Origin of the sequence: Amycolatopsis solani, assembly GCF_033441515.1 — a bacterium.
Taxonomy (GTDB): domain Bacteria; phylum Actinomycetota; class Actinomycetes; order Mycobacteriales; family Pseudonocardiaceae; genus Amycolatopsis; species Amycolatopsis solani.
Map to the genome: position 1 here is coordinate 808,933 of NZ_JAWQJT010000003.1, position 19,512 is coordinate 828,444.

The following is a 19,512-nucleotide window of genomic DNA, read 5'->3' on the forward strand; positions in this document are numbered from 1 at the left end:
GTAACACCCCTTAGGGAGAGGACGAACATGCCGGAGAAACGCGTCGCCGTGGCGAGCAAGGTGGGTCTGCACGCCAGGCCGGCCGCGCTGGTGGCGAAGGCGGCCGCGGCGCAACCCGTCGCGGTGCAGATCGCCAAGGCCGGCGGGAGCCCGGTGGCCGCCGGCAGCGTGCTCAACCTCATGACCCTCGCCGCCGGGTACGGCGACGAGGTCGTCATCAGCGCCGAGGGCGAGGGTGCCGAGGAGGCCGTGGAAGCGGTCGCCCAGCTTGTCGCCACCGACCTCGACGCCTGAGGCAGCGAAACCCGCGAAGGCCCCCGCACCGGTCCCCGACACCGGTGCGGGGGCCTTCGTTTCGTAGGGTGGGCGCATGGAGAGCGTGCGCCTGATCGACGAGTGGCCGGTGGACAACGCCGCGACGGCCGTGGTGTCCGCGAACGGCGACGTCGTGGGCCGCCACGGCGACACCGCGCGGGAGTTCCGGCTGGCCTCGGTCAGCAAGCCGCTGACCGCCTACGCCGCGCTCATCGCGATCGAGGAAGGCGTCGTCGAGCTCGACACGCCGGCCGGGCCCGAGGGCTCGACCGTGCGGCACCTGCTCGCCCACACCTCCGGGCTCGCGTTCGACGCGCACAAGGCGATGGCCGAGCCCGGCACGCGGCGGCTCTACTCCAACGCCGGGTTCGAGCAGCTGGCCGACGCGCTGGCCGAGCACTCCGGCATCCCCTTCGCGCAGTACCAGGCCGAAGCGCTGTTCGCCCCGCTCGGGATGACGTCGACCGCGTTGACGGGTTCGCCCGCCTCCGGCGCGGTGTCCACTGTGGACGACCTGGTGGCGTTCGCCGCCGAGCTGCAGGCCCCGAAGCTGCTCGACCCCGCGACGGTCGCCGAAGCCACGAACGTCGTCTTCCCCGGCCTGTCCGGGGTGCTGCCCGGGTTCGGGCACCAGAAACCCAACGACTGGGGCCTCGGCTTCGAGATCCGCGACCACAAGAGCCCGCACTGGACCGGCGCGAACAGCTCACCCCGGACGTTCGGGCACTTCGGCCAGTCGGGCACGTTCCTCTGGGTCGACCCGGCCGCGGGTGCGGCCTGCGTCGCGCTGACCGACCGCGCGTTCGGCCCGTGGGCCGCCGAGGTCTGGCCGCGCTACACCGACGCCGTGCTGGCGGAATTGAGCGCGTGAAGCGGCTCCTCCTCGCGGCCGTCCTGCTGGCCGCCGCCTGCAGTGCGCCAGCCGCCGTGTCCGCACCCGCTGCGCCGTTGTCGAAAGCCGCCGAGCCCCCGCCGGCGCTGGGCACGAACGGCGCCGCCGTGCCCGCGCTGCACTGGACGCCGTGCCACGGGCCGTTCCAGTGCTCGGGCGCGGCCGTGCCGCTGAGCTACCGCGAGCCGAAGGGCGCCTCGATCACGCTCTCGGTGATCCGGCTCCCGGCGAGCGACCCCGGACGGCGGCTCGGCTCGCTGTTCTTCAACTTCGGCGGCCCGGGCGCCGACGGCGTCGGCGAGCTGACGCGGTTCGCCGCCCGCTACCCCGAAGAACTGCGGGCCCGGTTCGACCTGGTGAGCTTCGACCCGCGCGGGATCGGCGGGTCCGCGCCGATCAGCTGCCCCGGCGCCGACCACCTGCCGGCCGCCGGATCGCCGCTGCGGCAGCCGGACGCGTTCTTCACCGCGAGCGCGGCGACCGGCCGGGCCTGCGCCGCGTCGGGCGCCCTGCTGAGCCACTTGTCGACGGCGAACGTGGCGCGGGACCTGGACCTGCTGCGTCAGGCCGTCGGCGACCCGTCGCTGAACTTCTACGGCTACTCCTACGGCACGTACCTGGGTGGCACGTACGCGAACCTGTTCCCGGGCAAGGTCCGCGCGATGACCCTCGACGGCACGCTCGACCTGGTCGCGAACGCCACCGGGAACCCGGGCCAGGAGCGGCAGCCGGTGGACGTCCGCGCCGACGTCGCCGGGGCGCAGCAACGGGAACTGGACCAGTTCTTCGCCGCGTGCGCCGCGGCCGGGCCGAAGTGCGCGTTCTCCGCGGGCGACCCGAAGCAGCGGTTCGCGGGGGTGTTCGCGCGGGCGTCGCGCACCACGGGCGTCGGCTCGCTGATGCGGACGGTGGACAGCGCGCTGTACCAGTCCGGCCGGTGGAAGCGGCTCGCGCAGACGCTGGCGGCGATGCCGTCGGACGCGGGCCCGGCCGCGCCCGTGCTGGACCCTTACGTGCCCACGCACTCCCCCGGGTTCCTGGCCGTGCAGTGCGTCGACAGCGACAACCCTTCTTCGGTCGCCGACTACACCGCGCTGGCCGCTCGCGAGAGTGCGCGTCAGCCGTACTTCGGGCTGGGCGCGGTGTTTTCGATGGCCCAGTGCGTCGGCTGGCCCGCGCACGATCCCGACCGGTACACGGGGCCGTGGAACCGGCCGCGGCGGAACCCGGTCCTGGTGCTGAACAACCGCTTCGACCCGGCGACGCCGCTGCACAACGCGGAAGCGACGGCCGCGGAGTTGGGTGACGGCCGGGTGCTGGTCGTCGAGGGCTACGGGCACACGTCGCTGGACGCACCCAGCGCGTGCGCTTCGGCGGCGGTGGTGCGGTATCTGGCAGAGCTGAGCGCGCCGGCCCCCGGGACGACCTGCGCGCCGGACGCAGTCCCGTTCTCGTGAGTGAGAAACAGTGTTCTAACCCTGTTTCTCACTCACGACCCGGCGGGGTGCGTCGTTCAGCCGAACGGCCGACAGGGGCAGGGTCTTTGGACCCTGCCGGGCGTGATCCGCGGGTGGTGTCATGGTTCTCGTGCGGGCCCGCCGCCGGGCCGGTGCGGGGACCTCGGGCCCCGGCGGGCCGCACGCCCAGCTACTCCATCAGCCGGATCGGTTCCCCCGCCTGGTATGCCGCGATGTCCTCGACCGCGTCGCCGTAGAAGATCTCGTAGGTCTCGCGCGCGACGAAGCCGAGGTGCGGGGTCAGGACCGCGTTGTCGAGTGTCCTCAATGGATGGTCGGCGGGGAACGGCTCGACGTCGTAGACGTCCAGCGCCGCGACCCGGATCTCGTGGCGCCGCAACGCGTCCACCAGCGCGGCTTCGTCGACGATCGGGCCGCGAGAGGTGTTCACCAGCATCGCGCTCGGCTTCATCGCCGCGAGCTCGGGCGCGCCGACCAGGCCGCGGGTGCGGTCGCTGAGCACCAGGTGGATCGACAGCACGTCCGCGCGGGCGAACAGTTCTTCCTTCGTCACGGCGGTGACACCGTGCGGCGCCGCCTTCTCCGGCGTCAGGTTCTGGCTCCAGGCGATGGTTTCCATCCCGAACGCCTGCCCGATCTTCGCCGCACCCGCGCCGAGCCTGCCGAGGCCGAGCAGGCCCAGCGTCTTGCCGTGCAGCATGGTGCCGACGGTCGTCTGCCAGCCGCCCTCCCGCATGGACCGGAACTCCTGCGGCAGGTTGCGCGCCGCGGCGAGGATCAGCGCCCAGGTGTGCTCGGCGGTCGGCTCGCCGAGATAGCCGGTCCGCGACACGACGACGCCGTTGCGCTTGGCCGCCGGGACGTCGATGGCCGCGTTGCGCGGGCCGGTGCTGACCAGGAGCTTCAGGTCGGGCAGCCGGTCGAGCACCTCGGCGGGGAACCGCGTGCGCTCGCGCATCGCGACGACCACCTCGAACCCCCGCAGCTGCGCCACGACGTCGGTGAGGGGCTCGGTGAAGACGGTGATGTCGGCCTTCAGCGAGTCCCAGTCACCGAAGGTGAGCGCGACGTTCTGGTAGTCGTCGAGGATCGCGATGCGCATGACCTCACCGTAGTGGCATCCGGCCGTGCCGCCGGAGGACCTCCGAGGTGACCCCGCTCTCTTGAACGCGTTCAAAAAGCGCGCTACCGTCGCCTTGAACACGTTCAAAACTTGGAGGAACCATGGATCGCATAGTCGTCGCATACGCCCTCTACCTGCTGATCAGCATCCCGCTGACCGTCCTCGTCGCCCGCACGCTGAGCAAGCACGGCCGCGCCTTCCTGGCCGAGGTCTTCGCCGACAGCCCCGGCCTCGCCGCCGCCGTCAACCAGCTGCTGGTCGTCGGCTTCTACCTGATCAGCCTCGGGTTCGTGACGCTGTTCCTGACCAGCCGGGCGTCGGTGCCCGGCGCGCGGGAGGTGTTCGAGCTGCTCTCGGTGAAGGTCGGCACGGTGGCGCTCATCCTCGGCGTCATGCACCTGACGAACGTGCTGGTCTTCAACGGCATCCGCCGCCGCCACCTGGCCCCGAAGCCGCCCGCGCCGGCGCCGGTCCCCTATCCGGGGATGCCGCCCTTCCCGCAGCACTGACGGAAGCGGCGCTAACGTGCAGTCCGTGGCCAAGAGCGAGGAAACGCGGTCCCTGATCGTCACGACCGCGATGCGGCTGTTCACCGAGAACGGCTACGACCGCACGACGATGCGCGCGATCGCCGCCGAAGCGGGCGTCTCCGTCGGGAACGCGTACTACTACTTTTCGTCGAAGGAACAGCTGATCCAGGGCTTCTACGACGAGATCGCGCGCCAGCACCTCGCCACGGCCCGCCCCCTGCTGGAAGACGAACCCGCCTTCGCGGCCCGCCTGCGCACGGTGCTGCTGCGCTGGCTCGACATCGCCGAGCCGTACCACCGCTTCGGCACGCAGTTCTTCGTCAACGCGGCCGACCCCGAGTCGCCGCTGAGCCCCTTCAGCGACGACTCGTCGGCCGCCCGCGAGGCCTCGATCGGGCTGATGCGCGAGGTCGTCGACGGCTCGGACGTCAAACTGGACCCGGAACTGCGGGCGCAGCTGCCGGAGCTGCTGTGGCTCTACCAGATGGGCGTGGTGCTGTTCTGGGTCCACGACCGGTCCACGGGAACCAAGCGGACGCGCATGCTGGTGGAGCGGAGCGTGCCCCTGCTGGCCCGGGTGGCGGCACTGTCCCGGCTGCGGATCTTCCGGCCGGTGAGCCGGGAGATCGTGGAGCTGATCCAGGACCTGGCTAAGCGGGACTGACTGCCCGGAAGTACAGGAACCGCGGTTTCGTGCGCAGGTTCGCCGCCCACTTCGGGTCGGCCGCCTCCGCCTCCGGGGCCGGCATCGGCTCCTCCAGCCGGTCCACCGCGAACCCCGCCTCGCGAACCGCGTTGAACGTCCAGCTCAGCGGGCGCCGGTAAAAGCGCACCACCTGGCCGGCCGGGAACTCGTCCTCCAGCAGCTCCAGCTCGAAGTAGTTCTCCCGGTCGAACCACCGCCAGTCCTCACCCGGGTGGTGCACCGAAAACACCAGCACCCCGCCGGGCTTCAAAACCCGGCGGAACTCCGCCAGCATCGGCGCCCAATCCTTCACGTAGTGGAGCACCAGCGAAGCCGTGATCACGTCGAAGGAACCCGACTCCAGCGAAAGCGGCTGAGTCACGTCCGCGACCTCGAAGCGGGCCACCGAACCGAACTTCCGCCGGGCCACGGAAACCATGCCCGGACTCGCGTCCACACCCACGACATCCGCGCCCCGCGCGGCCAGCAACCCGCTCAAGTGCCCTGCCGCGCAACCGACGTCCAGTACCCGACGGCCCGACACGGCACCGGCCAGGGAGACGATCGCCGGCCGGTCGTACCACGCGTTCGTCACCGACGTTTCCGCGTGGGACGCGTAAGCCTCGCTGAAGTCGTCGTACTGCGCCGCACGGGCGCGGCCGAGGATTTCCTCGACCACCGCCGTTTTCGCGTCGGCGTAGTTCTGGACGTACTTCCACTCCTTCGCCGCGAGCTCCCGCTTCGTCGCGGCGTACAGCTCCCGCTCCGCGGGGTGCGCCCGCAGGCGGTCGCGGAACAGCCGGTAACGCGGGGTCTGGCCGTTGCCGGGCGAGTACACGTGGAGGTTGATGTTCGTGTCCGGGCCCTTGAACATCCGGTGCTTCTCCCAGCCGGGCTCCCGGATGGTCAGCCGGTAGCCCGCCGCCTCCAGGGCGGGGACGTAGGCGTCCTCGTCATCGGAATCCGGGACCTCCAGCAGGACGTCGACGATCGGCTTCGCGCACAGGCCGGGCACCGACGTCGAGCCGACGTGCTCCAGCACGAGGACCCGCTCCCCCAGCACTCGCCGGATCCGCGTGGCTTCGCGCTCGAAGAGCGCCGGCCACTCCGGGTCGTACTCGGCCAGCGTGACCGTCGAATTGAGTTTCGGTGGCTCGCCGACCCACGCGGCGGCGATCTCGGCCTCGCTCTGCGCTTCCTGACTGCTCATCCCCGGCAGACCCCCTTCGTTTTGGGCAGTCCGCCAGAATAGCGTCAGCCGATCGGCAGGGACAGCAGGTTTCCGGTCGCTTCGCGCAGCGCGTCCCGCATCGCCGCGCGCGGGGCCGGCTGGCCGGTGAAGTGCTCCGCCTGGCCGAACGCCTGGTGCAGCAGCATGTCCAGGCCGGTCGCGAGGCGGCCGCCCCGGGCCGCCACCGCTTCGGCCAGCGGGGTCGGCCACGGGTGGTAGATGACGTCGAGGACGTGCTCGATCGCCGCCAGCTCCGCCACGTGCGGGACCACCGCGGGCGGCGGGACCGTGTTCACCAGGACCGCCGACGACGCCAGCGCGGCGAAATCCGTGTCGGACCAGCGAAGGACGTCCACCTCGAGCGAAGCGCGCTTCGCCGCGTCGAGGGTTTCCGCCGCGCGGGCCGGTTCGCGCACCACCAGGCGGACCTGGTGGACGCCGAGGGCCGCGAGGCCGACGACCGCCGCCGCCGCGGTGCCGCCCGCGCCGAGCACCACCGCCGTGTCGCCGGGGGACGGCTCGTAGCCGCCCGCCGCGCGCAGGGCGCCGGTGACGCCATCCACATCGGTGCAGTCCGCGAGCCAGCCGCGGGACGTGCGGACCAGCGTGTTGGCCGCGCCGACCGCCGCCGCGCGCGGGGTCACCTCGGCCGCGTGGTCCAGCGCCGCGCGCTTGCCCGGCATGGTCACCGACAGCCCGGCCCACTCGGGGCCGAGGCCGTCGACCAGCGCCGGGAGCTCCTCGGCGCTCGTCTCGATCCGATCGTAGGTCCAGCCGGTCAGGCCGAGCGCGGCGAACGCGGCGCCGTGCAGCACCGGGGACAGCGAGTGCGCCACCGGCTTGCCGAGCACGGCCGCCTTGCGAGGCTCAGATGACACCGCGTTGCCTGGCCAGATCGCGGTTCCTGTTGTGCTCTTCGTTGGTGACCGCGAAGCAGGACAGGCCGTTCTTCTCGCACTTGACGAAGTAGACCCACTCCCCGGCCGGCGGGTGCACCGCGGCCTGGATCGCGTCCGCGCTCGGCACCGAGATCGGCGTCGGCGGCAACCCGGTGTTCTTGTACGTGTTGTACGCGCCGGACTTCGCGCGTTCGCCCTCGTCGGTCAGCAGCGTCGGCCGGTCCAGCACGTAGTTGACCGTGGAGTCCATCTGCAGCCGCATGTTGATCGCCAGCCGGTTGTAGATCACCCGCGAGAGCTTGCCGAAGTCGGCCTTCACCGCCTCGCGCTCGATGATCGACGCGATGATCAGCGTCTGGTACGGCGTCACGCCCGGACCGGTCGACTGCGGGCTCAGCCCGGCGTTCTGGATCGCCTCGGTCGAGGTCTTCACCAGCTGGCCGAGGATCTCCTGCGCGGTCGCTCCCGGCCGGACGTCGTAGAGGCCCGGCGCGATCAGGCCTTCCAGCCTGCGGTCCTTGCGGTCGGCCTTGTTCGCCGGCTCGACCGCCCAGTCCGGCGCGCCGAGCGCCTTCAGGTCGGCCGCGTCGACGGCCTTGCGGAAGTCGTCGGCGGACACGCAGGTGCTCTTGCCGTCGATCTGCGCGCACGACGCCTTCGCCATCAGGCTGTACACGCCGGGCGTGACCTTGCCGTCGGGCTGGGTGATGTCGTCGAACTGCGTGTACGGCCGGACCTCCAGCTGACCGACGCGCGACGTCGGCGTGGTGATCCGGTCGACCGCGCTGGCCCCGGACATGTGCGACTTCATCACGTAGAAGCCGTGCTGGATCCGGGCCAGCTTCGGGTTGTCCTCGCCGGCCTTCACGAACGCCTTGCCGCTGGCGACGATGCCCGCGCTGGCGAGCTTCGCGCCGATCGCCGAAGTCGAGTCGCCGTCGTCGACCTGGAACAGCACGTCGCCGTCGCCGGCACCGTCGAAGTCCTCGTAGCCGAAGAACTTGGTGAAGCCGTAGTAGGCGCCGCCGGCGAGCAGGGCGATCACCGCGATCGCGGCGACCCAGCCCAGGAAGCGCTTGCCCTTCTTCTTCCGCGGCTTCGCCGGCTCGTCCTCGTAGTCGTCGTACTCCTCGTCGTACCCGGCCTCGTCGTAGCCGTCTTCGTACTCGTCGTACTCCGCGTACTCGTCGCCCTCGGCGAAGAACTCGTCGGGTTCCTCGTGGTCCGGCTCGGCCGGGGCCTGCGCCGGGATGATGTCGGTGGGCGGGTCGTCGCGCACCGGCGGGGGCGGCGGGCGCCGGCGCCGCGGGGGCGCTTCGGCACCGGGTTCGGGCACGCCGACAGAGCGGTCACCCGGCTGGCGGGACCGCCGCGGGGGCTCGGGGGCCGCGAGCCGGGGATCGAACTCGGCCTCGGGGTCGAGGGCGGCCTGCCGCCGGCGCGAATCGGCGTCGGGTTCGGCGGCCCGGCGGCGGCGCGGATCGGCGCCTTCGGCCGGGTCGGGTACCGGAGCCCGGCGGCCGGGCTCCCCGGCCTCGGGTTCGCCACGGCGGCGGCGCCGCGGCGGCTCGTCGTCGGGCACGCCACGCAAGCGGGTGACCGGGGCCTCGGCACCCTCGTCGACCGGTCCGCCGCGCAGGCGGGCGGCCTGCGCCTCGGCGGCCTCTTCCAGGTCGAGCATCGCCTGGTGGCGGCGCGCGGCTTCGGCCTCGGCCAGCTCTTCCGGGCTGGGCCGGCGACGGCGCCCGTCGTCCGGGTCCGGCTCGGGCGGCATCGCCTGACGGCGCGCGGCTTCGGCTTCGACCAGTTCTTCGGGGCTCGGCCGGCGACGGCGCGCGGCTTCGGCCTCGGCCACCTCTTCCGGGCCGAGACGGCGACGGCGCCCCTCGCCCGGGTCGGGCATCGCCTGGCGGCGGGCGGCTTCGGTCAGCTCGTCCGCAGTGGGACGGCGACGGCGGCCCTCGCCCGGATCCGGCTCGGGCATCGCCTGGCGGGAGGCCTCGGTCAGCTCCTCCGGGCCGGGACGGCGACGGCGGGCCTCGTCCGGGGCGGGACGGCGGCGCCGGGGTTCGGCGGGGTCCGGGGCCGCGCGACGGCGGCGTGGGGGCCCGTCGGCGCCCGCGTCGAGGCCGTGGCGGGCGCGGGCGGGGCCGGCGCGCTCGGCGTCACGGGGGTCGAAGTCGGCTTCGGCCGGGGGCAGGGCGGCCGGGGGCTCCAGGCGGCGACGGCGGCCGGCGGGCGGGGCGTCGGGGCCCGGCTCGGCGGGACGGCCGCGCCGGGACGGCTGGGGCAGGTCGTACTCGCCGCTGTGCCGCGACGCCTGCGGCAGCTCGTGGAACCCGCTCGCGCGGGGGTCGTCACGGCGTGGTGCGGGACGGGACGGCGGCGGGGTGGCCGGTCCCGGTTCGCGGAGTCGCCTGCGCCCGCGTGGGGACTCAGGTGGCTGCTCGTTCATCGGTCTCCCTCCCGGGCGCGGTGCGCAGCGGCGGCGTCGATCCAGGCCTGCAGGATCTCGACGGCGGCGGCCTGGTCGACCACCGCGCGCTGCTTGCGGCCTTTGACCCCGCGCTGGGAGAGGATGCGGGATGCGGTGACCGTGGTCAGCCGCTCGTCGCCCAGCCGGACCGGCACGGGCGTTATCCGCCCGGCCAGGCGTTCAGCGTACGCGATCGCCAGCTCGGCCGCCGGACCCTGCCGGTTGGCGAGCGTTTTCGGCAGTCCCACGATCACCTCGACCACCTCGTGTTCGGTGACGAGGGCGGCCAGCTGGTCCAGATCACTGTCGTCGGTCGCATCGCGGGAGAGGGTAACCAATGGCGAGGCGAGCACGGGGGCCGGATCGCTCAGCGCCACCCCGACCCGGACGGATCCGACATCCACCCCGAGCCGACGGCCGCGGCCCGGATCGCCTTCCCCAGGCCGATCCGGACCGCGGTTTCCGCGGTTAACCAATGCCGGCAATCGCCGAGCGCAGGGCCGTGACCGCGTCGGCCGCGCCGGCCGGGTTCGTGCCACCGCCCTGGGCCATGTCGGGCTTGCCGCCGCCGCGGCCGCCGATCTGCTCGGCGAACGACGGGACGAGCTTGCCCGCGGCGATGCCCTTCTCCTGGGCCGCCTTGGTCGTCGCGACGACGAAGCTCAGCTTCTCGCCGGCCGGCGAGAACAGCGCCACCACACCGGGCCGCGCGCCGAGGCGGCCGCGGATGTCCGAGGCGAGCGCGCGCAGGCCGTTGCCGTCGACGTCCGGGACGACCTCGGCCACCACGGTCACGCCGCCGATCTCCTGCGCCTTGTCGACCAGCGCGCCCGCCGAGCCCAGCACCTGCTGGGTCTTGAGCTGCGTGATCTCCTTCTCGGCGTTCTTCAGCCGGGTCAGGACGTCCTCGATGCGGCCGGGCAGCTGGTCCGACGGCACCTTGAAGGTGTTCGCCAGCTGCGAGACCAGCAGCTGCTCCTTGCGGACGTACTTCAGCGCGTCCGTGCCGACCAGCGCCTCGACGCGGTGCACGCCCGAGCCGATGGAGGCGTCCGAGACCAGCTTGACCAGGCCGAGCTGGCCGATCCGGTCGACGTGCGTGCCACCGCAGAGCTCGCGGGAGTACTCGCCCATGTCGACCACGCGGACGTCGTTGCCGTACTTCTCGCCGAACAGCGCGACCGCGCCCAGCTCGAGGGCCCGGTCCTTGGTCGTGGTGAAGCTCTGCACCTCGACGTCGGTCACCAGGTAGTCGTTGACCTCCTGCTCGACCTCGGTCAGCACGTCCGCGGACACCGAGCCCGGGGTGGTGAAGTCGAACCGCATGCGGCCGGGCGAGTTCAGCGAGCCCGCCTGCGCCGCGCGCTTGCCGTAGGCGCCGCGGACGGCCGCGTGCACCAGGTGCGTCGCGGAGTGCGAGCGCTCGATGGACAGCCGGCGGTGCGCGTCGACCGAGCCGGTGACCTTCGAGTCGAGGCCGACCTCGCCGTCGACCACCTCGACGCGGTGCACGAACAGCCCTGGGACGATCTTCTGGACGTCCAGGACCTTCAGCTCGAAGCCGTCGCCCAGCAGGACGCCGGTGTCGGCGACCTGGCCACCGCTCTCGGCGTAGAACGGCGTGCGGTCGAGGACCAGCTCCGCCTTCTTGCCCGCGCCGACGCTGCGGACCGGCTGGCCGTCTTCGAGCAGCGCGACGACCTTCGCCTCGGCCTGCAGGTCGGTGTAGCCGAGGAACTCGGTCTCGCCGCGCTGCTCCAGGACCTTCCGGTACTCCGAGAGGTCGCCGTGGCCGGTCTTGCGGGCCGCCGCGTCCGCCTTCGCGCGGGTCCGCTGCTCGTTCATGAGCGTGCGGAAGCCGTCCTCGTCGACGGACAGGCCCTGCTCGGCCGCCATTTCGAGGGTGAGGTCGATCGGGAAGCCGTAGGTGTCGTGCAGCTGGAACGCCTTGTCGCCGGCCAGCACGTCGCCGCCGCCGCGCTTGGTTTCCTCGGCCGCGAGGTCGAAGATGCGCGACCCGGAGGTCAGGGTCGAGAGGAAGGCCTCCTCCTCGATCCGGACGACCTCGTTGATGCGGTCGAAGCCGTCGACCAGCTCGGGGTAGGTCGGGCCCATCGTGTCGCGCACGACCGCCGCGAACGCCTGCAGCACCGGCTCGTGCACGCCCAGCAGGCGCGACGAGCGGACGATGCGGCGCAGGAGGCGGCGCAGCACGTAGCCGCGGCCGTCGTTGCCCGGGGTGACGCCGTCGCCGATCAGCATGACGCCGGTGCGGGCGTGGTCGGCGATGACGCGGAAGCGGACGTCGTCGGCGTGGTTCGCGCCGTAGCGGCGGCCCGAGAACTCCTCGGCGCGGCCGATGACCGGGCGCACGAGGTCGGTCTCGTAGACGTTCTCGACGCCCTGCAGGATCGTCGCGACGCGCTCGACGCCCATGCCGGTGTCGATGTTCTTCTTCGGCAGCTCGCCGATCGGCTTGTGGCCCAGCTTCGGGCTCAGGTCGCCGCGGACGTCCTGCATGAAGACGAGGTTCCAGATCTCGATGTAGCGATCCTCGTCCGCGATCGGGCCGCCCTCGCGGCCGTAGGCCGGGCCGCGGTCGTAGTAGATCTCGGAGCACGGGCCGCCGGGACCGGGCACGCCCATGTCCCAGTAGTTGTCCTTGCCGTCGCGCGCCTGGATCCGCTCGCCGGGCAGGCCGGTCAGCTTGCGCCACAGGCCCGCGGCTTCGGAGTCGTCCTCGTAGACCGTCGCCCAGATGCGGTCCGGGTCGAGGCCGTAGCCGCCTTCGCTCTGGGGCTTGGTGATCAGCTCCCACGCGTTCTCGATGGCGCCTTCCTTGAAGTAGTCGCCGAAGGAGAAGTTGCCCGCCATCTGGAAGAACGTGTTGTGCCGGGTGGTCTTGCCGACCTCGTCGATGTCCGGCGTGCGCACGCACTTCTGCACGGAGGTCGCGCGCGGGTACGGCGGCGGCGCCTCACCGAGGAAGTACGGCTTGAACTGCACCATGCCGGCGTTGACGAACAGCAGGTTCGGGTCGTCGAGGATCAGCGGCGCGCTGGGCACGCGCGTGTGGCCCTTGCTCTCGAAATGGCGCAGGAAACGATCGGTGATTTCGTGTGTGTCCACGGGTCAGTCCTAGTAGCTGGGTGAGGAGAAACAGGGTCGGCGTCGGCGGCGGAAGGTTTCCGGGCAGGCCCGGATCAGCCCTCCGCCCGGCGAGCTCGCCGGGCCGGGCGCCGCGCGGCGGCGGCGTGCCGTCCTTCGGCGCGGGGCGCCGAGACACCCGTGCGCTCCTCGACCATGTCGTGCAACTCCTGCTCCCGCTCGCTCATGCCCGCGCGCACCTCGGCGCCGAACGAACCCACGGCGCCGGCCAGCTCGCGCACGGCCTCTCCCAGGTTCGATGCTAACCCCGCCGGGGTGGCCTGACGAGCGGTTTCGGCGGCCTTGCGGGACAGGGCGACGCCGGCGACCACGCCGACGCCGAGCCAGAACAGCCGCCTCATTTGCCGGCCTTCTTCGCGGCCTTCAGCGCGTTCTTCTTCTTGCGCGCGCGGATGGCCTTGGACAGGCCGTAGGACAGCGCCGCGGTCTTGACGAGCGGGCCGCCCAGCGTCGCGGTGAACACCGACGTCAGCGCGGAGACGTTGCCGGTGACGGCCTGCGCGTTCGACGTGATCCCGTCCACCCGCTCGAGCTGGGTGTTGACGTGCGTGATCGTCTGGTTCGCGCCGATCAGCAGCGGGTCGGTGTTGCTGTTGGTGCGCTCGATCGCTTCGGTGGCCGCGTCCAGCGTCTTGCCGAGCTTGATCAGCGGGATCGCCAGCAGGACGACCAGCACCACGAATGCTCCTGCGGCGATCAACGCGGCGATCTGCCCTGCCGACACGGGCCCTCCTCGGATAAGCGGTCTTGGGTGCTGGTGAGGTTACCGCCTGGCCGGGTTCCCGACCGTGTCACCCCGCCGGGCCCGGAAAACGCCTCGCTCCTCGCCGTGGCGAGGCGGTAGACCGGGGCGATGGGAGACGACGAAGGACCCGGACGCCGGGTGCTCGCCGGACCGGGCGGCCCGGCGGCGGACGTGCTGGCCGCGTTGCCCGGTGCCGACCTGACCACGGTCCAGCTCGAGGTGGCCCGCCGCCGCGCGGCCCGCCTGACCGGGCCCGCCGTGCTGCGCCGCCACCGGGACGACCGGTTCGTGAAGCCGAGCCCGCTGCCGTCCGGGCTGCTGCGCCGCGTCGAGGACGCCCTGCTCGCGGCGGCCTCGCCGTTCGAGCTGGTGACGCTCTCGCCGCTGACGCCGCTCGGGACGCACTCGGCGGTGACCGGCCTGGCGCAGCACCGGGTCGTCCCGACCGGCCGCGGCACCGAGGTCGCCGCGGACCCCACGGCGGGCCTCGCCCTGGAGGCGGCGGTCCGGCGCACCGGCCCCGATCCGGTCCGGCTGGCGACGGTGCAGCGGGTGGTGCGCGCCCAGCGGGTCGCCGCCGGGCTGTTCGCGCACTTCTCGCTGTTCGGCGCGGTGACGGCGGGCCGCGACACCGGCGACCTGGGCTTCGAGCGGCAGCACGCCGCCGAGCACGCCCGGCTGATGGCCGCGGGCTGCCGGGCGCTGGGCGCGACGGAGGTGTCGCTCGGGGTCACCGTGCTGGACCCGCGGTTCGAGGGTCTGCTCGACGGAACCGGGGTACCGGTCCACCCGTTCCCGGACCGCGAAGGCGGCCGGGGCGGGTACTACGAGGGCCTCTGCTTCAAGGTGTACGCGTCCTTCGGCGGCGAACTCGCCGACGTCGGCGACGGCGGCTTCACCCCGTGGACGCGGCGGCTGCTGGGGAACGCGAAGGAGCGGCTGATGACGAGCGGCCTGGGCGTGGACCGCCTGGCGACGCTCCTCCCAGCCTGAAGCGCCCCAATGTGGCGTTGGTTGCGTCCAGCGCACCCAATGTGGCGTTCGGTGCGTCTGACGCACCGAACGCCACATTGGGGCGCTTGGGGTCAGCGGGACTTGAGCACCGCGCGGTAGAGCACCGCCATGTCCTCTTCGCCGTGGCCCGCTTCGACGGCCGCCTCCAGGTGGGACTGCGCCGCACGGGCGCCCGCCACGTCGACGTCGTCGCCCGCGGCTTCCACCACCAGGCGAGCGTCCTTCGCCGCCAGGCCGGCCGGGAACGACGGCGGGTACTCGCCCGACAGCATCGCCGCACCCTTGACGTGCGCGTAGCCGGCGTCGAGGCCGCCGCCCTTGATCGTCTCCAGGAACAGCGACGGCTCCACCCCCAGCGCCGCGGCCAGGCCCAGGCTCTCCGCGGTGCCGTTGGTCAGCGCGAGCACCCAGGCGTTCATGACCAGCTTCAGCCGGCTGCCCTGGCCCGCCGGGCCGAGCCACTGCGTCTTCACGGCGACCGCGTCGAACACCGGCGTCGCCTTCGGGCGGGCTTCCTCCGGGCCGGACGCCAGCACCTGCAGCTGTGCCTGCTCCGCCGGCTGGCGGGTGCCGAGCACGGGCGCGTCGACGAACACCACGCCGGCCTTCTCCGCGGCCGCGGCGAGGCGGTCGGTCCAGTCGAGGCCGACCGTGCTCATCTGCAGCCACAACGTGCCCGGCGCGGGCGAAGCGGCTTCGAACGCTTCGGCCACGGCGGGACCGTCGGCGAGCATCGTCACGAGGGTGTCCGCGCCCTCGGCGGCCGAAGCCGCCGAATGTGCGACGGTGGCGACGTCGGCGAGGGGTTCGGCCTTGGCGCGGGTCCGGTTCCAGACCCGGACGCCGAGGCCCGCCTTCGCGATGTTGGCCGCCATCGGCGCGCCCATGATTCCGGTTCCGAGAAACGCGACGCTCATGCCCTCATCGTGCCCGGAAAGCGCGCTCAGTAATCACCGAGGAGGCAGAACGGGTGACCCGCCGGGTCGGCGTAGACGCGCCAGCCGCGGCCGCCGAGGTCCGGGTCGAGGAGGCGCCCGCCGTGCTGCAGGACCTGGCGGTGGGACTCGCGGAAGTCGTCGACCTCGAAGTCGAGGTGGAACTGCTGCGGGAAGCCCGGGTCCGGCCAGCGCGGCGGCCGGTAGTCGAGCGACCGCTGGAAACCCAGGACGAATCCGCCGACGTGCAGGGTGGACCAGTCTTCGTCGACCCGCCACCGCGGATCGGGCCGGTCCACCTCGCCGCCGAGCAGAGCCTGGTAGAAGTGGGCCAGCACGACCGGTTCCGGGCAATCCAGGACGATGCACTGCAGCGTCGCGGGCACGGGTTCGCCTCCTGCCGTAACCGGGACCCGGTTCGGGCCACGTCAAGGGGCGAAGCTTACGAAACCCGATGATCTTGAACGCCGCGGCCCGCCCCGGTGATCAAGCACCCGCACTTTGTTCCGCCGTGGTCACTTTTCCCCGCGGATCGTCCGGCGCAGCTTCGGGACGCGCTCGGCGAGCGTCCGTTCGGCCCCGCGCTGGGTCGGCTCGTAGTAGTCCCGGCCGACCAGCTCGTCCGGCGGGTACTGCTGCGCCAGCACGCCCTCCGGAACACCGTGGGGGTAGCGGTACCCCTGCGCGTTGCCGAGCTTCTTCGCGCCCGCGTAGTGACCGTCGCGCAGGTGCGGCGGGACGGTACCGGCGAGCCCGGCGCGGACGTCGGCCAGCGCCGCGTCGATGCCGGCGATGACCGCGTTCGACTTCGGCGCGGTGGCCAGGTGGATGGTCGCCTGCGCCAGCGCGAGCCTGCCCTCCGGCATGCCGATGAACTGGACGGCGTGCGACGCCGCGACCGCCGCCTGCAGGGCCGTCGGGTCGGCCATCCCGATGTCCTCGCTGGCGTGCACGACCAGCCGCCGGGCGAGGAACCGCGGGTCCTCCCCCGCCTCGATCATCCGGGCCAGGTAGTGCAGCGCGGCGTCGACGTCGGAGCCGCGGATGGACTTGATGAACGCGCTGATCACGTCGTAGTGCTGGTCGCCGTCGCGGTCGTAGCGCACCGCCGCCTTGTCCACAGTGGACTCGACGATGGCGAGGTCGATCGCCTTCGCCTCGGTGGCCGAGGCCGCGTCCGCCGCCGCTTCGAGTGCGGTCAGCGCGCGGCGCGCGTCCCCGCCCGCGAGCCGGACGAGGTGGGCGCGCGCGTCTTCGCTCAGCGTCAACTCACCGCCGAGACCGCGCTCGTCGGTCAGCGCGCGCTCCAGCAGCCGCGTGATGTCGTCGTCGGTCAGCGGGCGCAGCTGCAGCACCAGCGACCGCGACAGCAGCGGCGAAACGACCGAGAACGACGGGTTTTCGGTGGTCGCCGCGACCAGCAGCACGGTGCGGTCCTCGACCGCGCCGAGCAGCGCGTCCTGCTGGGTCTTGGAGAAGCGATGCACCTCGTCGATGAACAGCACGGTGTTTTCGGCGTTGTACTGCCGCCGCCGCCGGGCCTCCTCGATGACCCCGCGGACCTCCTTGACGCCCGCCGACAGCGCCGACATGGCGACGAACCGGCGTCCCGTGGCGATCGACACGAGGTTGGCCAGGGTGGTCTTGCCGGTGCCGGGCGGGCCGTAGAGCAGCACGGACGCCGGCGCGGCCCCTTCGACCAGGCGCCGCAGCGGGGCGCCTTCGCGCAGCAGGTGCTGCTGGCCGACGACCTCGTCGAGCGAGCGCGGCCGCATCCGGACCGCGAGGGGCGAGCTCGCCGGGTCCGCCTGCGGTTCCCCCGCGTTCGACCCCGTCGGTTCCGGCGGGGGCGCCAACTCGGCGTTCACGGTGAAGAGCTCGTCCTGTGCCACACCGATGACGTTAACCGACGGCACCGACAAGACCGCTTGCCGAGGCACCGGTGACCGCGCTACCGTCGTGATGACCGGTTGACCGAAAGTGCGATTCTGGTCAACAGGTCAAATGTTCAACGAAACCGCAGGTGGAACCGCATGAGTCATCCGAACCGCGAGCGTGCCGACCGCATCCTGGACGCGGCAGGCGAACTGCTGCTGCGCATGGGCTACCGCAAGGTGGCGATCGACGACATCGCGCGCGCGGTCGGCATCGGCAAGGGCACGGTCTACCTGCACTGGCGGAACAAGGAACTGCTGTTCCAGGCGCTGATGATGCGCGAATCGGCCGACCTGACCGACGAGATATTGAGCGTGATCAAGGCCGACCCGGCGATGATCCTGCCGCACCGGATGATCTCGTCGTCGTTCCTCGTCACGCAGCGCCGTCCGCTGGTGATGGCGATGCTGCGCGGCAACGCCGGGATGTTCGGCTCACTCGGCGACCTCGCCCTGCGCAAGCAGCAGGACGAGCTGCGCGGGCAGTTCGAGGACGCCATGCTCCGGCGCGGGCTGATCCGCGCGGACGTCCCGAACGTGACCTACGCGCTGCACGCCGCGACGCTCGGCTTCTACCTCGGCGACACGCTTTCCGACGAGTTCGACGGGATCGCCCTCGAGGAGAAGGCGGCCGTCCTCGCGCACATCATCCGCACGTCGTTCGAGCCGGCGGGGGAACCGGACCCCCTGGCGGTCGCGGACGTGGCGGCGGAGCTGGGTTCGGCGCTCGAAGCGCTCGTTTCGGGCTTACGGCAAGGGATCTACGCACACGATCCCGCCAAGGCACCCGGCTGACACCGGGGCCGCACAGGGGAAAGAAGGGGCGGACATGACCACCACACTCGCCGACACCTGGGGACTCCACGAATCCCAGTTCTGGCTGCGGGGGAAGCAACCGGAGGCACGGGTGCGGCACGCGCCCGAACTCGGCGTCTGGAACGTCTACGGGCACCCGGAGGCCGAAGAGGTCCTCTGCGACCCGGCGACGTACTCCTCGGACACCACCCGGCTGGTGCCGCAGGAGATGATGAAGGACGCCGACCTGAAGGAGATGTCGGCGGGCAACCTGCTGCAGCTGGACCCGCCGCTGCACAACAAGATGCGCAAGCTCGTCAGCCGCGCGTTCACGCCGAAGGTCGTCGCGGACCTGGAGCCGCGCATCGCCGCGGTGACGAACGAACTGCTCGACGCGGCGGGCGGCGGCGGACGGCTCGAGCTGGTCGAGGACCTGGCCTACCCGTTGCCGGTGATCGTGATCGCGGAGCTGCTGGGGGTCCCCGCGAGCGACCGGTACCTGTTCAAGGGCTGGGCGGACAAGTTGTTCGACTCCTCGGAACAGTTCTCGCTGAAGGAGCAGACGAAGACCCAGGAAGAGTCGGTCAAGAAATCCCTGGAAGGCCAGAAAGCGCTTGCCGAATACCTCGCCACGCACGTCGACGAACGGCGCAAGCAGCCGCGCGAGGACCTGCTGACGAAGCTCGTCGAGGCCGAGGTCGACGGGGAACGGCTGACGCGCAACGAAGTCGTCAACTTCGCGAACGTCCTGCTGCTGGCCGGGCACATCACCACCACGATGCTGCTCGGCAACGCCGTCCTGTGCCTGGACACGCACCCGGAGTGGGACCGGCGGGTGCGCGCCGACCGGTCACTGCTGCCGCCGGCGATCGAGGAGTCGCTGCGGTACCTCTCGCCGTTCGCGGCGGTGGCCCGCACGGCGAACCGCGAAGTGGAGCTGGGCGGCGTGACCGTGCCGCCCGACCAGATGCTGCTGGTGTGGGTGGCGGCCGCCAACCGGGACGAGCGGGTGTTCACCGACCCGGACACGTTCAACCCGCTGCGCGATCCGAACCCGCACCTGGCGTTCGGCCGCGGGATCCACTTCTGCATCGGGGCGCCGCTGGCCCGCCTGGAGGGGCGGGTGGCGCTGGACATCCTGTTCGACCGCTACCCGGCGCTGCGCACGATCCCGGGTGAGCCGCCGAAGTTCCAGATCAACCCGAGCATGACCGGGGTGCGCGAGCTGCCGCTCGCCATCGGCTGAACCGGTTGCGCCCTGGGCGAAAACCCTCGCCCGGGGCGCTTCCGTG

At 72.1% G+C, this 19,512-nt stretch carries 19 protein-coding genes; 8 read left to right on the forward strand and 11 right to left on the reverse strand.

The genetic code is table 11. The features are described 5' to 3' along the window. Nucleotides 1-27 precede the first annotated feature (27 nt). The 3 genes from SD460_RS36370 (at nt 28) to SD460_RS36380 (ending at nt 2,664) form a co-directional block, all read left to right on the forward strand. Nucleotides 28-294, forward strand: a complete 267-nt coding sequence (locus tag SD460_RS36370; RefSeq protein ID WP_013224593.1) for an HPr family phosphocarrier protein — start codon at nt 28-30, stop codon at nt 292-294. 76 nt (nt 295-370) lie between these two features. Further along, nucleotides 371-1,186, forward strand: coding sequence for a serine hydrolase domain-containing protein (locus SD460_RS36375; protein ID WP_290059442.1), 816 nt, complete (start codon nt 371-373; stop codon nt 1,184-1,186). Beyond that, entirely contained in the window at nt 1,183-2,664 is a 1,482-nt protein-coding gene (locus tag SD460_RS36380; protein WP_290059440.1) for an alpha/beta hydrolase, read from the forward strand. The genes SD460_RS36375 and SD460_RS36380 overlap by 4 nt, the downstream gene beginning before the upstream one ends. Nucleotides 2,665-2,854: 190 nt before the next feature. On the opposite strand, the gene SD460_RS36385 is transcribed toward SD460_RS36380, so the two are convergent. Beyond that, complete coding sequence (locus tag SD460_RS36385; RefSeq protein WP_290059438.1) at nt 2,855-3,787, reverse strand: D-2-hydroxyacid dehydrogenase family protein; 933 nt, start codon at nt 3,785-3,787, stop codon at nt 2,855-2,857. Nucleotides 3,788-3,909: 122 nt separating this feature from the next. On the opposite strand from SD460_RS36385, the gene SD460_RS36390 reads away from it, so the two are divergent. After that, nucleotides 3,910-4,317, forward strand: coding sequence for a hypothetical protein (locus SD460_RS36390; protein ID WP_290059437.1), 408 nt, complete (start codon nt 3,910-3,912; stop codon nt 4,315-4,317). A 25-nt stretch (nt 4,318-4,342) separates the two neighbouring features. Next, nucleotides 4,343-5,002: a TetR/AcrR family transcriptional regulator gene (locus SD460_RS36395; protein WP_290059435.1), complete on the forward strand. Its 660-nt coding sequence runs from the start codon at nt 4,343-4,345 to the stop codon at nt 5,000-5,002. Here the strand turns inward: SD460_RS36395 and SD460_RS36400 are convergent. From SD460_RS36400 to SD460_RS36430, 7 genes are all read right to left on the reverse strand, one after another. After that, nucleotides 4,989-6,233, reverse strand: coding sequence for a GrpB family protein (locus SD460_RS36400; RefSeq protein ID WP_290059434.1), 1,245 nt, complete (start codon nt 6,231-6,233; stop codon nt 4,989-4,991). The two genes, SD460_RS36395 and SD460_RS36400, sit on opposite strands and share 14 nt — an antisense overlap. 44 nt (nt 6,234-6,277) lie before the next feature. Further along, nucleotides 6,278-7,105: a shikimate dehydrogenase gene (locus SD460_RS36405; RefSeq protein ID WP_290059468.1), complete on the reverse strand. Its 828-nt coding sequence runs from the start codon at nt 7,103-7,105 to the stop codon at nt 6,278-6,280. 16 nt (nt 7,106-7,121) lie between these two features. Continuing rightward, nucleotides 7,122-9,608 carry an endolytic transglycosylase MltG gene (gene mltG, locus SD460_RS36410; RefSeq protein ID WP_318307371.1) on the reverse strand — a complete coding sequence of 829 codons (2,487 nt, stop codon included), beginning with the start codon at nt 9,606-9,608 and terminating at the stop codon, nt 7,122-7,124. Then, a complete protein-coding gene (ruvX, locus tag SD460_RS36415) occupies nt 9,605-10,033 on the reverse strand; it encodes a Holliday junction resolvase RuvX (RefSeq protein WP_290062651.1) in 429 nt (142 codons plus the stop codon). Before ruvX ends, mltG begins: the two co-directional genes overlap by 4 nt. A 64-nt stretch (nt 10,034-10,097) precedes the next feature. Beyond that, nucleotides 10,098-12,758: an alanine--tRNA ligase gene (gene alaS, locus SD460_RS36420; RefSeq protein ID WP_290062653.1), complete on the reverse strand. Its 2,661-nt coding sequence runs from the start codon at nt 12,756-12,758 to the stop codon at nt 10,098-10,100. A gap of 74 nt (nt 12,759-12,832) precedes the next feature. Then, entirely contained in the window at nt 12,833-13,138 is a 306-nt protein-coding gene (locus tag SD460_RS36425) for a hypothetical protein (protein ID WP_318307372.1), read from the reverse strand. Next, on the reverse strand, nt 13,135-13,521 hold the full coding sequence (locus tag SD460_RS36430; protein ID WP_247011689.1) for a DUF948 domain-containing protein: 387 nt from the start codon (nt 13,519-13,521) through the stop codon (nt 13,135-13,137). The genes SD460_RS36425 and SD460_RS36430 overlap by 4 nt, the downstream gene beginning before the upstream one ends. 129 nt (nt 13,522-13,650) lie before the next feature. Here SD460_RS36430 and SD460_RS36435 point away from each other — a divergent pair, with 129 nt between their 5' ends. Then, nucleotides 13,651-14,535 (forward strand): hypothetical protein, encoded by an 885-nt coding sequence (locus SD460_RS36435; RefSeq protein ID WP_290062656.1) that lies wholly within the window; start codon nt 13,651-13,653, stop codon nt 14,533-14,535. Nucleotides 14,536-14,627: 92 nt separating this feature from the next. Here the strand turns inward: SD460_RS36435 and SD460_RS36440 are convergent, their stop codons facing one another. The 3 genes from SD460_RS36440 to SD460_RS36450 form a co-directional block, all read right to left on the reverse strand. Further along, a complete protein-coding gene (locus tag SD460_RS36440) occupies nt 14,628-15,473 on the reverse strand; it encodes an NAD(P)-dependent oxidoreductase (RefSeq protein WP_318307373.1) in 846 nt (281 codons plus the stop codon). 26 nt (nt 15,474-15,499) lie between these two features. Further along, the gene (locus tag SD460_RS36445) at nt 15,500-15,877 is read right to left on the reverse strand and encodes a VOC family protein (protein ID WP_290060265.1); all 378 of its coding nucleotides are present in this window, start codon (nt 15,875-15,877) and stop codon (nt 15,500-15,502) included. Nucleotides 15,878-16,006: 129 nt separating this feature from the next. After that, complete coding sequence (locus tag SD460_RS36450; protein ID WP_290060264.1) at nt 16,007-17,383, reverse strand: replication-associated recombination protein A; 1,377 nt, start codon at nt 17,381-17,383, stop codon at nt 16,007-16,009. Between the two features lie 141 nt (nt 17,384-17,524). On the opposite strand from SD460_RS36450, the gene SD460_RS36455 reads away from it, so the two are divergent. Then, nucleotides 17,525-18,220 (forward strand): TetR/AcrR family transcriptional regulator, encoded by a 696-nt coding sequence (locus tag SD460_RS36455; protein ID WP_290060263.1) that lies wholly within the window; start codon nt 17,525-17,527, stop codon nt 18,218-18,220. A gap of 34 nt (nt 18,221-18,254) precedes the next feature. Continuing rightward, entirely contained in the window at nt 18,255-19,466 is a 1,212-nt protein-coding gene (locus SD460_RS36460; protein WP_290060262.1) for a cytochrome P450, read from the forward strand. Nucleotides 19,467-19,512: the final 46 nt, after the last annotated feature.

Bases quoted from the DNA above. Each gene is read 5' to 3' on its own strand.
- SD460_RS36370 (WP_013224593.1), top strand. From the start codon at position 28: ATGCCGGAGAAACGCGTCGCCGTGGCGAGCAAGGTGGGTCTGCACGCC.
- SD460_RS36375 (WP_290059442.1), top strand. From the start codon at position 371: ATGGAGAGCGTGCGCCTGATCGACGAGTGGCCGGTGGACAACGCCGCG.
- SD460_RS36385 (WP_290059438.1), bottom strand. From the start codon at position 3,787: ATGCGCATCGCGATCCTCGACGACTACCAGAACGTCGCGCTCACCTTC.
- SD460_RS36390 (WP_290059437.1), top strand. From the start codon at position 3,910: ATGGATCGCATAGTCGTCGCATACGCCCTCTACCTGCTGATCAGCATC.
- SD460_RS36400 (WP_290059434.1), bottom strand. From the start codon at position 6,233: ATGAGCAGTCAGGAAGCGCAGAGCGAGGCCGAGATCGCCGCCGCGTGG.
- mltG (WP_318307371.1), bottom strand. From the start codon at position 9,608: ATGAACGAGCAGCCACCTGAGTCCCCACGCGGGCGCAGGCGACTCCGC.
- SD460_RS36425 (WP_318307372.1), bottom strand. From the start codon at position 13,138: ATGAGGCGGCTGTTCTGGCTCGGCGTCGGCGTGGTCGCCGGCGTCGCC.
- SD460_RS36435 (WP_290062656.1), top strand. From the start codon at position 13,651: ATGGGAGACGACGAAGGACCCGGACGCCGGGTGCTCGCCGGACCGGGC.
- SD460_RS36440 (WP_318307373.1), bottom strand. From the start codon at position 15,473: ATGAGCGTCGCGTTTCTCGGAACCGGAATCATGGGCGCGCCGATGGCG.
- SD460_RS36455 (WP_290060263.1), top strand. From the start codon at position 17,525: ATGAGTCATCCGAACCGCGAGCGTGCCGACCGCATCCTGGACGCGGCA.
- SD460_RS36460 (WP_290060262.1), top strand. From the start codon at position 18,255: ATGACCACCACACTCGCCGACACCTGGGGACTCCACGAATCCCAGTTC.